The 14,617-nt window shown below is 70.8% G+C and carries 13 protein-coding genes; 6 read left to right on the top strand and 7 right to left on the bottom strand.

Annotated features, from left to right (window positions below; translation table 11 throughout):
• Window positions 1-26: 26 nt before the first annotated feature.
• Window positions 27-362, top strand: coding sequence for a hypothetical protein (locus tag OHT21_RS08935; RefSeq protein WP_328767721.1), 336 nt, complete (start codon window positions 27-29; stop codon window positions 360-362).
• 4 nt (window positions 363-366) lie between these two features.
• Here the strand turns inward: OHT21_RS08935 and OHT21_RS08930 are convergent, their stop codons facing one another.
• The gene (locus tag OHT21_RS08930) at window positions 367-762 is read right to left on the bottom strand and encodes a hypothetical protein (RefSeq protein WP_328767720.1); all 396 of its coding nucleotides are present in this window, start codon (window positions 760-762) and stop codon (window positions 367-369) included.
• A 532-nt stretch (window positions 763-1,294) separates the two neighbouring features.
• Here OHT21_RS08930 and OHT21_RS08925 point away from each other — a divergent pair.
• A complete protein-coding gene (locus OHT21_RS08925) occupies window positions 1,295-1,720 on the top strand; it encodes an ATP-binding protein (protein ID WP_328767718.1) in 426 nt (141 codons plus the stop codon).
• An 8-nt stretch (window positions 1,721-1,728) separates the two neighbouring features.
• Here OHT21_RS08925 and OHT21_RS08920 read toward each other — a convergent pair whose 3' ends face one another.
• Window positions 1,729-2,937, bottom strand: a complete 1,209-nt coding sequence (locus tag OHT21_RS08920; RefSeq protein ID WP_328767716.1) for a pyridoxal phosphate-dependent aminotransferase — start codon at window positions 2,935-2,937, stop codon at window positions 1,729-1,731.
• 86 nt (window positions 2,938-3,023) lie between these two features.
• Here OHT21_RS08920 and OHT21_RS08915 point away from each other — a divergent pair, with 86 nt between their 5' ends.
• Window positions 3,024-3,659 carry a winged helix-turn-helix transcriptional regulator gene (locus OHT21_RS08915; protein WP_328767715.1) on the top strand — a complete coding sequence of 212 codons (636 nt, stop codon included), beginning with the start codon at window positions 3,024-3,026 and terminating at the stop codon, window positions 3,657-3,659.
• Window positions 3,660-3,747: 88 nt separating this feature from the next.
• On the opposite strand, the gene OHT21_RS08910 is transcribed toward OHT21_RS08915, so the two are convergent.
• Window positions 3,748-5,259 carry an IucA/IucC family protein gene (locus OHT21_RS08910; protein WP_328767714.1) on the bottom strand — a complete coding sequence of 504 codons (1,512 nt, stop codon included), beginning with the start codon at window positions 5,257-5,259 and terminating at the stop codon, window positions 3,748-3,750.
• Window positions 5,260-5,342: 83 nt separating this feature from the next.
• Between OHT21_RS08910 and OHT21_RS08905 the strand changes: the two genes are divergently transcribed.
• Window positions 5,343-6,860, top strand: a complete 1,518-nt coding sequence (locus OHT21_RS08905) for an IucA/IucC family protein (protein WP_328774009.1) — start codon at window positions 5,343-5,345, stop codon at window positions 6,858-6,860.
• Window positions 6,861-6,936: 76 nt separating this feature from the next.
• Here the strand turns inward: OHT21_RS08905 and OHT21_RS08900 are convergent, their stop codons facing one another.
• Window positions 6,937-7,938, bottom strand: a complete 1,002-nt coding sequence (locus OHT21_RS08900; protein ID WP_328767713.1) for a TAXI family TRAP transporter solute-binding subunit — start codon at window positions 7,936-7,938, stop codon at window positions 6,937-6,939.
• Window positions 7,935-10,049, bottom strand: a complete 2,115-nt coding sequence (locus tag OHT21_RS08895; RefSeq protein ID WP_328767711.1) for a TRAP transporter permease — start codon at window positions 10,047-10,049, stop codon at window positions 7,935-7,937. The genes OHT21_RS08900 and OHT21_RS08895 overlap by 4 nt, the downstream gene beginning before the upstream one ends.
• A 216-nt stretch (window positions 10,050-10,265) precedes the next feature.
• On the opposite strand from OHT21_RS08895, the gene OHT21_RS08890 reads away from it, so the two are divergent.
• Entirely contained in the window at window positions 10,266-11,000 is a 735-nt protein-coding gene (locus tag OHT21_RS08890; RefSeq protein WP_328767710.1) for a response regulator transcription factor, read from the top strand.
• A gap of 9 nt (window positions 11,001-11,009) precedes the next feature.
• Window positions 11,010-12,416: a sensor histidine kinase gene (locus OHT21_RS08885; RefSeq protein ID WP_328767709.1), complete on the top strand. Its 1,407-nt coding sequence runs from the start codon at window positions 11,010-11,012 to the stop codon at window positions 12,414-12,416.
• 49 nt (window positions 12,417-12,465) lie between these two features.
• Here the strand turns inward: OHT21_RS08885 and OHT21_RS08880 are convergent, their stop codons facing one another.
• Window positions 12,466-13,422: a TAXI family TRAP transporter solute-binding subunit gene (locus tag OHT21_RS08880; protein ID WP_328767708.1), complete on the bottom strand. Its 957-nt coding sequence runs from the start codon at window positions 13,420-13,422 to the stop codon at window positions 12,466-12,468.
• A gap of 371 nt (window positions 13,423-13,793) precedes the next feature.
• Window positions 13,794-14,486: a TetR/AcrR family transcriptional regulator gene (locus OHT21_RS08875; protein ID WP_328767707.1), complete on the bottom strand. Its 693-nt coding sequence runs from the start codon at window positions 14,484-14,486 to the stop codon at window positions 13,794-13,796.
• Window positions 14,487-14,617: the final 131 nt, after the last annotated feature.

Here is a 14,617-nt window from a genome sequence, read left to right as displayed (position 1 = left end):
GTGGTATGTGTGTCGGCTCTGTGGCCATGGACGGGGGACAGCAGGGCGTGGGCTGGCGCGAGGACCTGCTCGTCGGCAGGATCGACGCCTCGTGCATCCTCGTCTACGGCCTGATCCCGGAGGCCAACCAGGGCACGATCATGCGCGTTCCGCTTCCAACGGCCCCGCAGCTCGACCAGATTGGCAGGGCCGTCCGGCGGGCGGCGCAGCCGCCGCGTACGGGCGCAGGATCGGGAGGCAAGCGGGGGAGCCAGTCGAATCGGGTGAGCGTCTACGACCCACACCCATGGAGGCTCGCGCGAGAACGGACCGGGGCGGCCGACCACTCCACTGCGCCATCCCGGTCCGCTCAGCGGGCCTAAGGCGCTACGGGCAGCTGGGCGCGGTCTGGATCATGATGCCGGTCACCGTGAAGTTCGAGTTGAAGAACGCGGTTGTGTTGGGGTTGACGCACAACGCCCCTGTCGCGCCCGTCGGGTTGTAGGTGTAGCGGAGATAGACCCGGTCGTCGTTGCGCGTGTTGCGGACGTAGTCAGCACCTCGGCTGTTGGGCCCGAGATTCTGGTAGCTGCTGGTGACGTCCTGGTAGCCGGCCGTGGGTCTGCCGTTGTTCCACTGGGTGACGGTGGGATAGAAGCACACGCGGGGGTAGACGCACCCGTTGTAGCTGTCCGCGGCGGCGCTGGGTGCCGTGGCGATTGCGGCGGCGAGCATGGCGGCCGAGGCCATGCCGAGGGCGGCGACTCTTCGAGGTGTATGCATGGCCGTGATACTTCCGGGGGGAACATCCGTGCCAATAGTGCAGTTCCAGACAGGCCGACGTGGTCCGGTGGGACGAGGTCCGATGTGGCCGGTTCCCCTGCCACCCATCCCCAAGTCGTGCCGCGCATACTCTCAGAACGCACTGGCCACCCTGTCCCCACCGCTCCCCGAATGTCCGGAAAATTGATGGTCAATGGGGTATGTGGGGAAACAGTGAACGCTGTTTGGGCAGAAGCGACACAGATGTCTGACCAGTTGTCACCACCGCGCCCGAGCCCTGGGGTATCTCGCACCAGGTCGATGTCGGTGGCACGACGGCAGGAACGCCCAGTACGTGGCTGATGTCGGCGAACCCTCCCCGGCCAGGTGACCGGTCGCGGGAATGTGACAGTCTCCCGCCCAACTGTCACATTCCCGCGACCGCCTACCGTGGGTCCGGAAGCGTCGGACCGGAGCGCCCGCATTGCCGCCGGACTTCACCAACCGCATCAGTGCGTGAGTGGACCGGGGGGCGTAGTTCGGTTGTACGTCAGTGATCGGCGGCGTACGAGCCATCCGCCTGTCGGCCACACGCAGAGGCGCCCGCCTCGCCCGCCGCCTGGCCCCCGGGCAACTCGACACCTGGGGCTGGCCGTACGACGGCGAACCCAACCGCACGGCCACACTCCTCGTGGCGGAACTGGCCGCGAACGCGGCCCTGCACGGCCATGTGAAGGGTCGTCACTTCCGCCTTCGCCTCGCGCTCCATCCCGCGGACGACCACGCCACGCTCCGTATCGAAGTCACGGATGCCCGCCCCGACCGCCGACCTCCGGACCCCGGGACTCTCGAGCCGGCCTCGTCCGACACCGAGTCCGGCCGCGGGCTTCTCCTGGTCGAAGCCCTGGCCACTCACTGGGGGACGACGTGCGGAGATCCGTACACCAAGACGGTGTGGTGCGAAGTCGATCTCATGTGACGGGTCACCTACTGCCGGTACCCGCTCAGGAACCGCCCGATCCGGCCGATCGCCGCGTCCAGGTCGTCGACGTACGGGAGGGTGAGGATGCGGAAGTGGTCGGGGCGGGGCCAGTTGAAGCCGGTGCCTTGGACTACCTGGATTTTTTCGCGGAGGAGCAGGTCCAGGACGAACTTCTCGTCGTCGTGGATCTTGTGCACCTGGGGGTCGATGCGGGGGAACGCGTACAGCGCGCCCTTTGGTTTCACGCAGGAAACGCCGGGGATCTCGTTGAGCTTCTCCCAGGCGCGGTCGCGCTGTTCGCGCAACCTGCCGCCGGGGGCGGTGAGTTCGCGGATGGACTGGCGGCCGCCGAGCGCGGCCTGGATGGCGTACTGGGCGGGGGCGTTGGCGCACAGCCGCATGGAGGCCAGCATCGTCATGCCCTCCAGGTAGTCGCGGGCGTGCTGGCGCGGGCCCGTGACGACCATCCAGCCGGAGCGGAAACCCGCCACGCGGTACGTCTTGGACAGTCCGCAGAAGGTGAGGACGACCAGGTCGGGGGCGAGGGTGGCGACCGAGTGGTGCACGGCGTCGTCGTACAGGATCTGGTCGTAGATCTCGTCGGCGAACACCATCAGGCCGTGTCGGCGCGCGAGGTCGAGAATGCCCTCGATGATCTCCTTCGGATAGACCGCGCCGGTCGGGTTGTTGGGGTTGATGATGACGACGGCCTTGGTACGGTTCGTGATCTTGGCCACCATGTCGTCCAAGTCCGGGTACCAGTCGGCCTGTTCGTCGCAGAGGTAGTGCACCGCCTTGCCGCCCGAGAGCGTCGTCACCGCCGTCCAGAGCGGGAAGTCCGGGGCGGGGATGAGGATTTCGTCGCCGTCCTCGACCAGCGCCTGGACCGCCATCGAGACAAGCTCCGAGACGCCGTTGCCGAGGAAGACGTCGTCCACGCCGACCTCGAGGCCCAGGTCCTGGTAGCGCTGGGCGACGGCGCGGCGGGCCGAGAGGATGCCGCGGGAGTCGGTGTAACCGTGTGCCTGGGGCAGCATGCGGATCATGTCCTGGAGGATCTCCTCCGGCGCCTCGAAGCCGAAGAGCGCCGGATTGCCGGTGTTCAGCCGAAGCACGCTGTGGCCCGCCTCCTCCAGGGCGTTCGCGTGCTCGATGACCGGACCCCGGATCTCGTAACAGACCTCGCTGAGCTTGCTCGACTGCCGGAACTCCATGCGGTGCGCACCTCCAGGTTGGTGTGTTGCTTGGTTTTACCAAGTACCGGCTTGGAAAGTCCAACAACATGTCTAGACTGCGTCGCATGTCACCACGCCGAAGCTACGACCAGTACTGTTCCGCGGCCCGGGCCCTCGACGCCGTCGGTGACCGCTGGACCCTCCTGATCGTGCGCGAGCTCCTCGCCGGTCCACGCCGCTACACCGACCTGCACGCGGACCTGCCCGGCGTGAGCACGGACGTCCTCGCCTCCAGGCTCAAGGACATGGAACGGGACGGACTGTCGAGCCGGCGCCGGCTGCCCCCGCCGGGAGCGGCCTTCGTGTACGAACTCACCGACCGCGGACGCCAGTTGCTCCCCGTGCTGCAGGCGCTGGGGGAGTGGGGCGCCCCCCTGCTGGAGGAGCGGCGGCCCACCGACGCGGTGCGCGCGCACTGGTTCGCACTGCCATTGCTGCGCTGCCTGGCGGGACTTGGCGACGGGGTCGTACAAGTGCGGCTGGAGGAGGGGGAGTTCTACGTACGCATCGGCGCCGGAGACGGCGGGCCCGTGTACGCGGAGGGGGCCGCGCCCGAGGAGCCCGATGCCCGTCTCGCCCTCGACTCGGGGACGTGCACGGCACTCGCCGGGGGCGGCCTGACACTTCAGGAAGCGATACGGGCCGGGCGTGTCGAGGTGGTGGGGGGCGGGCCGCTGGCAAAGGAGCTACGGGACATCTGACGACCTCAGACGTCATCTGACGACACGCCACCAGGCTCACGAGGCTGCCTCGGTTCGCGGCACCAGGCTCACGAACGTCGTCGCCGCTTCACGCCAACAGCGGATTCGGCACCCGCGCCCAGATGTCCCCCGGCCGCTCCGGCGACAGCCGCATCAGCGTCAGCGCCTTCGTGGGCAGCGGTCCGTCCAGCACCGCCGCCAGGTCGGGGGTGCGCGGCAAGTCTCGTACGGCCGTGGAGAGCGCCTCGCCGAGCGCCGCGCTCGAACCCGCCGTCGCCCCCAGCGTTCCCGTGAGGAGCGAGCCGAACAGTTTGCGGCGCAGGGTGGTCTCGTCGTCCGTGATCAGGCGGCCGGACAGGTCCGGGGCCGGGATGCCGTGGCGGGTGAGGCGGGCCGGGCTGATGCGGATGTCGGCAAGGTCGCGGTAGATCAGGCGAGTTGGGGCGCCCGAGGGGGAGAGCACGACGAGGAGGTTCTGGCCGTGGGCCTCCAGCGCCACGCCCAGCTCCAGCAGCCGCAGACTCACCGTCAGCGCGAGACGCGTGAACTCGGCCAGCCAGGAAGGGGATTGGGGCAGCCCGGTCATCGCGAGCGCGGCGACCGGCACCACCCGCTCGCCCTCGGCCGCGTACGTCTCCGGCGCCTCGCGCACCACGGCCGCGAACTCCGGAGTGTGGGCGGTGGCCGCCCCGAGCGTGCGGGTGATGTGGAGCAGCCCGTCCAGGCGGGCGGCGAGCGCGTCAGCGAAGGCGGACACCGTCGCGGACGTCGCGATCGAGTACACCGAGATGTCCCGCACCGCCGACGTCAGCCGGGCGCTGAGCGCGGTCTTGATGTGCGGCCCGCCGGGCGCGGCGTCGGCGAGGGTGCGCAGCGACATGAGGGGGTGCGCGGTGACACCCGCCGCGTCCGCCAGCTTCTCGTCCTTCAGCACATGCCGGGCCTGCCACGGATGCACCGGGATCAGCACCCGCCCGGCCTCCCGGTACGGCCACTCGCCCGTCACCAGACACGCCTCCTCCGGCGCGGCGACCAGGCCCAGCTCGACCAACGGCCGGTGCTCGGGCGCGTACGCCAACTGCTCGGCCACCGAAAAGCCCGGCCGGGAACGGCAGTTGGGATGGAAGGGATGCCCGTCGACGATCCGCTGCTCCCACTCCCAGGTCGCGGAAGGGGCCTCGTCCAGGGGCGGCTGTCCGGCGCGCGACAGAGCCAACGAGGCGATGCTGTGGCCCAGTTCGGCGGCGAAGGCGTCACCGTGCGGGAAGGAGAGCGCCGTCATGAGCGCGGCCGGGTGGTCGTACGCGGCACCGTCCAGCTCAACCTCCGTAACGCGGGCGGCAGTTCCGTACGCATCCGAATGCGGCCCGCGCAGCCGACGGCCGTCGGCCAGTTGGAGCGTCAGCCCCTCGCGCCCCTGCTCCCGCCGCGTGATCCACGGCAGCGGTTCATGGGCGAGACCACGCCACAGCCGGGTCAGCACGGCCGCCCGGGCGCCGGGGAGCTCGGCGGCGTACGGGGACAGAAGGGCGGGTCGTACGGTACGCAGCTCGGCGGCGAGCGTGTCCTCGGCCTCGGCCGACGTGGAGGGGTGGTGCACGGGGTGGCTCCTCGGGTGTGGGGACGGCGTCGGGACCGGGTACTACGCCAGACATACTGATCTTCACTACCCGTATGGAACGAATGGACCGCGTGGAACCCATCTCCCCCAGGCCTCCCAGGGACGACGTCGCAGAGGCCGCCGACGCGTACGCGGCAGCGCCGCTGCTCAATTGTCTGCTGCGGGAGGTGGCCGAGCCCGCACCGGGGTCCGGTGAGCGGCCCGTGTACCGGCTGCCGGGCAGTGGTCGGCAGCTGCGGGTACGCGGCGGACGCCGGCCCGCCGAGCCGGAGGTGTACGCCGCCGGGGCCTGGCACCGCCTCACCCACGCCGAGCTGGTCAAACTCACCGCCGACGAACTGCGCCGGCACACCGGACTCGCCAACTCCGAGCTGCCCGCCGAGGTGATCGACAGCCGGGACGCGGTGGCGGCGCTCCTCGCCGCGCGCGAGGGGGCCACCCCGCCCGAGGACCCGTACCAGCGCTCCGAGCAGTCCCTGGTCACCGGGCACCCCTACCATCCCGCGCCCAAGGCCCGCGGCGGCGGCCCGGTCGCCGGCTGGCTCCCGTACGCCCCCGAGGCGTACGCCCGCTTCCCGCTCGTCCTGCTCGCGGTGCGCGAGGACGCGGTCGTCGAGGAGGGCGACCTGCGGGCCCTCGACGCGCTGGGCCAGGCCCCGCCCGGCTACCGGCTGTTGCCCGCCCACCCCTGGCAGCTCGACCTGGTCGGCAGTCGGCCGGAGATCCGCGACGCCTTCGCCGACGGCCGCCTCGTACGACTCGGCCGCTCCTCGTCTCCGGTCTGGCCCACGGCGGCCATCCGGACGGTGTACGCCCCTGCCGCCGACCTCTTCCTGAAGTTCAGCCTTGACGTGCGCATCACCAACGACATCCGCCGCCTCTGGCGTCACGACCTCCTCAAGCTCCGCCGCACGGACACGGCGGTCACCTCGGCGTTCGCGGCCTTGGACGGCCCCGCGGCCTGGCTGAGCGATCGCGGCTACCGCACCGCGGACTTCGCCTTCGAGGAACTCGCCGTCCTCGTACGCGACGGCCTGCACGAGCTTGTGACGCCGGGCGCGACTCCGCTCCTCGCCGCCGCCTTCACGGAAGGCTTCGCCGGCAGCCCGCTGGACCACCTCCCTGACCCGGCGGCCTGGTGGGCGGCGTATGTGCGTCAAGTCGTCCCGCCCGCACTGGAGTTGTTCGCCCGCCACGGTGTCGTACTGGAAGCGCATCTGCAGAACACGGTGGTGGCCGTGGACGACGCCGGTTTGCCGGTGCAGGCCCTGTTCCGGGACGCGGAGGGCGTGAAGCTGCTGCCCGACGTGACGCGCGCCGCCGGGTGGGAGCGGCTGGTGTACTGCCTCGTCGTCAACAACCTCCTTGAGATCGCGGGGGTGTTGGAGGAGCGGTATCCGGGGGTGGAGCTCTGGCCCGCCGTACGGCGGGAGTTGAGGCGTTACGAGGCGGAGGTGCCCGAGGCGGGGGAGCTGCTCCGGGCTCCCACGCTGCCCGGCAAGACGAACCTGCTGTTGCGGTGGACGGGGGCGGACGGGGCGGACGCCCGGTATCTGCCGCTGGCCAATCCCTTGCGATAGAGCCGGCGCGGGCCTGCCCGCGGTGTGTGGCCGGTCCTGCTCGGAAGCACCGGGCCGGCCACTTTCCGGCGTCGGCTCAGGACTTCTGGGCGAGGGCCTTCAGAGCTTTCTCCGCGCCCGGGTTGAGCGGGACGGGGGTGACGCCCTCGGCGCGGTCGAGTTCGATCTCGGCCGCGGCCGCGTTCACCTTCTCCAGGTCGCTCTTCTTCTCGTAGACGAGGTTGACGATCTCGGCGGCGAGATCCGGGTCGAAGCCCTTCTTCACGAGGAGCACGTTGGGTACCACGATCGTGGGCACGTCGTTGGACTGGTTGTATACGGCCTTGGGGATGGAGCCCGTCTGGTAGACGTCGCCGTACTCCTTGTTGAGAGCGGGCAGTTGCGGTGTGACGTCCAGGAAGCGGACCTCTTTCTTGAGGCTGGTGGTGAGGTCCGTGATGCCGCCGCTGGGCAGTCCGCCGGACCAGAACAGGGCGTCGATCGTGCCGTCCTTCATGGCGTCCACGGTCTCGGGGAGGCCGAGACGGTCGGCGGAGACGTCCTTGGCGGGGTCCAGTCCCGCGGCCTTCAGCAGCCGGTTGGCGATGACTTCCGTGCCGGAACCGGGGGCCCCGGTGGAGACCCGCTTGCCCTTCATGTCCTCCAGGGAGTCGATGCCCGCGTCGGACCGGACCAGTACCTGGGTGTAGTTCGGGTACAGCCGGGTCAGTGCCTCGACGTCCTGGGGGGAGGAGAAGGACTCCTTGCCCTCGACGGCGTCGCCTGCGGTGTCCAGCAGGGAGAAGGCGAGGTCGTAGGTGCCGGCGCCGAGGCCCTGGATGTTCTGCACGGACGCGCCGGTGGTGGTGGCGGTGGCCCGGTAGCCGTCGATGTTGTCGGAGATCAGCTCCGCGAGGCCGCCGCCGATCTGGTAATAGACGCCGGTGGTGGCTCCCGTCGCGATGGTGAGTCGGCCTCCCTTCCCGCCGCTGTCGGCAGCTGTGTTCTCGGTCTGCTTCCCGCCGCCGCAGGCGGTGGCGAGGAGACCTACGGTGAGTGCGGCGGTGGCCAGGCGCAGGGTGCGCATCCGGTGCTTCATGAGGAGGGCTGTCCTTCCGTGATGGTGTCCGCCTCGCGGCTGTCGCCGGCGGCGGGAACCGAGAGGGTGGGCTGCCCGCGGCGTACGAGATGCACGCCGAGGGCAAGTACGAGGGCCGCGAAACCCGCGGTGATCGCCACGGGTTCGAGGTACAGCAGGCACAGGGCGGCGGCTGCGCACAGCGCCCGCTCCACCGGGCCCGCCGGGCCGAGCAGCCGGCCTCCGGTGGCCGCGGCCAGGGCGGCGACAGCGAGGGCGGAGACCGCGGTGGTCCACAGGACGCCCCACAGGCCGCCCGTGCCGAGCAGATGGGCGCCGTTGTCGGTCAGGACGAAGGCGAACGGCACCAGGAACGCGGGCAGCGAGTACTTCCAGGTCGCCACCATCGTGCGCATCGGGTTGCCGCCGGTGATGGCGGCGGAGGCGGCCGCCGCCATGGCCGTGGGCGGGCTCACCTCGGAGAGCACGGCGTAGTAGAAGATGAACATGTACGCCTCGTGGGTGGCGACTCCCAGCGAGAGCAGGGCGGGCGCGATGATCACCGCGGCGATGATGAAGGAGGCGGTGACCGGGACCGCGAGCCCGAGGATCGACACCGCCACCGCGGCGAAGAGCACGGTCAGGACCAGCGTCACGGTCGCGTTGTCGCCGAAGCCCCCCGCCGCGTCGACGATGACCGATGCCAGGTTCAGGCCGAGACCGGTCTGGGTGACGACGGCGACGATCATGCCCGCCGCGGCGCAGGTGGCGACGACCGGGAGGACGGACTTGCTGCCCTCGGCGAGGGCCGCGTACAGCCGCCGCGGCGTCATCCTGTGCTTCGGGTCGAGGAACGACAGCAGGAACTGCAGGGCTGTCGCGTAGACCACCGCCCTGAACGGGGGCAGTCCCATCGCCATGAAGCCGACGATCATGAAGAGGGAGAGGAAGTGGTAGCCGAACCGGCCGAGCAGCCGCAGTGCCGAGGTGGGCTCGTCGTCCACCACGGGCTGCGTGTGGTGTTTGCGGGCGTCGATCTCCACCGCGAGGAGGATGCCCAGGTAGTACAGGAGCGTCGGCACCAGCGCGTACAGCAGGACGGTGAGGTAACTCTCCCGCAGGTACTCGGCGATGATGAACGCCGCGGCGCCCAGCGTCGGCGGGGAGAGGATCGCGCCGATCCCGGCGGCTGCGAGCACTCCGCCGCCCTGCTCCTTGCCGTAACCGGCCCGGCGCAGGACGGGCCAGGCGACCGAGCCCAGGCTGACCGCGGTCGCGGTGCCGGAGCCGGAGACGGTGCCGAGCAGGAAGCCCGCGGCGGTCACGGTGCGTCCGGGGGCGCTGCGGGAGCCGCGGAAGGCCGCGAACGACAGGTCGATGAAGAACTTGCCCGCACCGGAGATGTCGAGGACGGCGCCGAAGATGGTGAACAGCACGATGTAGGTGGCGGCCACGTTCAGCGGGACGCCGTACAAGCCGTCGGTGCCCATGAAGAAGTGGGCCGCGATCGCGTCGATGTCGAAGCCGCCATGCGCCAACGACCATTCGTACGGCAGCAGCCCGCCGTAGTACGCGTACACCAGGAAGCTCGCGCAGAAGGCCGGCAGGACCCAGCCGGTGGTGCGCCGGCACGCCTCCAGGACCAGCACGATCATGGCGAGGCCCGCCGCCGTGTCCAGCGAGGTCGGCAGCTGGCGCCGCTCGATGAAGGCGTCGAACTCCAGCAGCGGATACAGGCACACGGCGAGTGCCGCCGCGGCGAGCAGCCAGTCGAGCCACCCCGGGTTGTCGTGGCGGACGGCCGCCTTGTCCGACCTCCCGTCGGCGGCCGCGGTGCCGTCACCGCGTCGCCAGGGCAACAGCAGCGCCGGTACCCGCACCGTCCCGCGGTGGGTCAGGAAGATCAGCGGCAGCGTCCCCGCCAGGAAGAGGGTCAGGTAGTACTGGGTGCCCTTGGCCACCGGAAAGAAGATCGCGTACAGCACGAAGACCGACAGCGCGGCGCACACCACGGACACGGCCGCGGAGACCCCCGGCGAGAGTTTGCGGGCCGGCCGCTCCTGCTCGAACTCGGCCACGAGCTCCTCGGCTGATCGCTGCCTCGGCTCGGACGGCACCGTTGCCATGCTCATCGCGGCATCTCCTGGGACTAGGCGGTTCGTGGTGTCCCAGACCGTGGCAGCTGTTTACATGCGGGCAACAGAGCACGCCCGAGGACTTAACGTAGGTTTAGGGTTCAGTGACGGCCGTCACTTCTACGCTCGTCGCAACGGTTGTGACCTGCGCGCTCCCTCGGCACCCTGCCGCCGGGCCTCAGGGCCGCCGGATTTCAGTAACCGGGAGGCCGTGTGCGGATACTTCTCGTCGAGGACGACAACCGGGTCGCCGACGCCCTCACCGGCGCCCTGCGACGCCACGGGTACGAGGTGCGGCGTGCCGCCAACGCGGCCGACGCCCTGGCGGCACCGACGGTCGATCTCGTGCTGCTCGATCTGGGCCTGCCCGACCGGGACGGCATCGAGGTGTGCCGCGAACTGCGCGCCCGCGGCGGGGTACCGGTGATCGCGGTGACCGCCAGGGGAGACGAGCCCGACCGGGTGCGGGGGCTGCGCAGCGGTGCCGACGACTACGTGGTCAAACCGTTCGGCACCGCGGAGCTGCTGGCCCGTATCGAGGCGGTGCTCAGGCGCAGCGTGAGCCAGCGCGCCCATGAGGACCGGCTCGTCGCCGTCGAGGGCCTGGAGGTGGACCTCGGGCGGCGCACGGTCACCGTGGACGAGCGGAGTATCACCCTGACCCGTAAGGAGTTCGAGGTTCTCGCCCTGCTGGCCCGCGCGGGCGGTGCCGCTGTGCCCCGCGACCGGATCGTGGTGGAGGTGTGGCAGACGACGTACGACGGTATGTCACGCACCCTCGACGTCCATGTGGCCACCCTGCGCGGCAAGTTGGGGCGGGCGGGGAGCCTGGTGCAGACCGTACGCGGCTTCGGGTACCGGCTCTCCGCCGGTCCCGCGGTGACAGGTGGTCCGGGGGTCGACGGCGGCGGGGCGGAGGCCGGCGGTCCGGCGGCGGCCGGCAAGTGAGGACGCCGGATGCGCCGCCGACTTCTCGTCATCGTCTTCGTCCTGGTCGCAGGTCTGATCGTCGCGCTCAGCCTGCCCCTGGTGCGGGCCACCGCGGAGCGTACGGTCCAGAGTTCGTTCATCGGGCGGGTCGAGGACGGTGCCTGGTTCGCGGACATGGCCGCCACCGCCCTGGAGTCGGGTCGGACCGGCCGGCTGGAGGCCGCCGCCGACCGCTACGCGGACCTCTACGACTCACGCGTCGCGGTGGTCGACGCCGACAGCGAGACCGTGATCGCCTCGCGCCCCGTCGACCTGGAGGAGCCGCAGCTGCGGTCGGCGCTGCTGCTCGCCCTCGCCGACCGGCCTCCCGAGCAGCCCGGTGTGTGGTGGCCGTGGGACGACCGGCCCTTCGTGCTGGCCGAGCCGGTCCGGCGCGACGGCCGTGTGCTGGGTGCCGTGCTGATCGTCTCCCCCACCGACCAGGCCCGTTCCGAGGTGGCCGACCATCTGACCCTGGTGATCCTGGGCAGCCTCGCGGCACTCGTCCTGGTGGTGATCGCGGTCGCGGCGCCGGTGGTCCGCTGGGTGCTCCGCCCTGTCCACGACCTGGACCGCGCCACCCATGAGGTCGCCCTCGGGAGCCTGAAGACCCGTGTGTCGGAGCGGGTGGGCGCCCCGGAACTGCGCCGCCTCGCCAACCACTTCAACGTGATGGCGGACAGCACGCACGCCGCCCAGGAGCAGCAGCGGGCGTTCGTGGCACAGGCGTCCCACCAACTCCGCAACCCGCTGACCGCGCTCCGGCTGCGGGTGGAGAATCTGGAGGAGTTCGTGAACGACCCGCGCGGTCTCGACGAACTGCACTCCGCCGTGGAGGAGGCCGACCGGTTCGGTGAGATGCTCGACGGGCTGCTGCGGCTGGCCAGGGCGGAGGCGTCCGAGGCGGAACGCGCACCCGTCGACGTCTCCGCCGTGGTGCGACACCGGGTCGATGCCTGGCGGGCGGCCTTCGCCGGCGCGGGCGTCCCGCTCATCGCGCGAATCCCCGACGGGGTGAGCGCGCTGTGCCTGCCCGACTGCCTCGACCACGCACTCGACACCCTGCTCGACAACGCCCTCAAGTTCGGCGAGGGGGCGCCGGTCGATGTCTCCGTGCACCGCGCCCCGGCCGGGAGAGCGATGGAGACGGTCGATGTGACGGTGCGGGATGCCGGCCCCGGCCTGACCGAGGAGGAACTGTCCCAGGCGGGCGGGAGGTTCTGGCGCAGCACACGTCACCAGAACGTCCGCGGCACGGGGCTCGGCCTCGCGCTCACCCGCATGGTGGTGGAGGCGGGCGGCGGCGAGCTGCTCCTGGCAGCCGCGCGGCCACAGGGACTCTCCGCCACCGTACGGCTGCCCGCCGCTCCCGCACTCCCCGGCGACCCGGTGTGACGGGAGTCGGTGACGGGCCCCGTAAGCGGTCGACGGGCCCGGTAAGCGGTCAGGGATGTGACTCGCGGTACCACCGGGCGGCGCCGGGGTGCAGCTCCAACGGGTGGGTGGCGATCGCCGTACGCCGGTCGAGGCGACGGGCCTCCGGGTGCGCTCCGATGAGCTGTCGCTGCCCCTCGAACAGCAGCCGCGTCAGCCAGTACGCCTCCGAGTCCGGCATGTCCCGCCGTACGACCAGGAAGTTCGGCACGCTCACCGTGGTCACCGCGCTCTGCGCCCCGTAGACGACGGCGGGCACGGTGGTCTCGGTGTAGAGCTCGCCGTAGGACCGGGTGAGCTCCCCGACCACGTCGCCGAGGTCGACGAGGCGGATCATGGTGCTGCGGCGCAGTTCGGTGATCGCCCCGGTCGGCAGGCCGCCGCTCCAGAAGAAGGCGTCGATCCGCCCTTCGGCCAGGGCGGTCGCCGACTCGCGCACATCCAGCCGCAGCGAGGTCAGGTCACCGTCGGGGGAGAGCCCGGCCACCTTCAGGACGCGCTCGGCGATCAATGCCGTCCCGGAGCCCTCGGAACCCACGGAGACCCGCAGCCCGCGCAGCGCCTTCGCGCTGCGGACCGGGCTGTCCGCGCGGACCACCAGCTGCACGTAGTTGTCGTAGAGCGAGGCGAGCGCCACCACCGGCAGCTTCCGGGCGAAGGGCGGGCGCCCGGCCATGGCGTCGGCGGCGGAATCGGCGAGAGCGAAGCCCGCCTGTGCCTGGTCGGCGGCCACCCGGCGCAGATTGTCCACACTGCCCCCGGTGTACAGGACCCGCGCCGAGGCATCCGGCAGCCGACTCCGGATCAACTTCGCGTAGCCGGCCCCGTAGTCCGCGTAGACACCGCCCCGGTTGCCGGTGGCCACCGTAATCTCGCCCGACGGGCGGGGCGGCGCGTCAGTCCCGCCGCATCCCGCGAGCAGCAGTGCGGCCGCGAGAGCGGTGGCGAGCACGCGTACCAGCCGCATCGCGATCCTCCTCGACCTGCGGAACCGTGCACCGGCCACTCGGGCTCAGGCGGTGTGGGACGCACCTGTGGTCCGCGTCGATCAGCCTAACCACCGGTGCGGCCTCGCTTCTGGCGCTGGCGCGATGGCTCGGGCACTCGTCCCCGGCTGACCATGCCCGAAGCGAGCTGCCGAACACTGGGGTAGGGAGACGCCCACCGGCAGCGCGGCCATCTGGAAGAAGAAGCCGGAGGCCAGCGGAGCGGCGTAGCTGCGGCACGGAACAGCCGCAGGGGAAGGATCGGAACGGCCGCGCGCCGTTCGACCGGGACGAGCAGGGTCAGGCCATATGCCCACGATCCAGAGGTAAGAGAAGCATGAAGGGACGGCCGTCAGTAGGCGGTCAGCGTGATCGCGTGGGGGACGGCGTCGAATGCCTCGCTCACGCGGGCGGCGAGTGTCGCGCGCCCTCCTTTTGCGCGGCTGCCGGCGCCTTTGCCGCGGCCGGCGGTCCAGTTCTTGGCGCCGACGCGGTAGGCGCCGAAGGCGATTTCGCCGAGCAGGCGCAGGCGTACGTCCTCGCGTCCGTCCCGGCCGAGCTTGGCTTCGAGCTGTTCGACGATCTGCTCCTGGTGGTGGGCGGCCATGACGAGGCTGTGTTTGCGCAGGCCGTTGTGGCCGGCGACGAGGCGGCGGGTGGCCAGGAAGCGGCGGGGCCAGTCGTCGTCCATGCCGGTGATCGCTGTGGTCAGGGCGGTGCGCAGGGCGGTGAGGACATCGCCGTGCAGGTCGGTCGCGGTGAACTCCTCGACGTAGGCGATCCAGAGCTCGGCTTCGGCGGCGAGGGCGACGGACTCCTTGGAGGAGTAGTAGCGGAAGAAGGTCCGCTTGGAGATCTCCACCTCGTCGGTGATCTCGTCGAGGGTCACCTTGTCGAAGCCCCGCTCCGTGAAGCGTGCCAGGGCCACGTCGGCCAGGGCGCGGAAGGTGCGCTGCTTCTTGCGCTCGCGCAGCGGCAGGGCGCGGTCGTCCGGGCCGCGGGTTTTGGCCAGGGCTGTGGAGGGGTCGGAGGTCGGGGTCGCCATGCACGTCACCTTAAGCCGTCCGCGAGAAAAAGCACCTGATGCGTTATTGCCTCTGATGGCATACTGCCACTGAGTGACAATTTCAACGCCGCTCGACCCGGAGTCCGCCATGCCCCAGCCTGCTGCCCCGT

The organism is Streptomyces sp. NBC_00286 (genome assembly GCF_036173125.1).
GTDB lineage: Bacteria > Actinomycetota > Actinomycetes > Streptomycetales > Streptomycetaceae > Streptomyces.
Note: the sequence above shows the minus strand (reverse complement) of the source record. Positions and strands in the feature narration are given on the sequence as shown.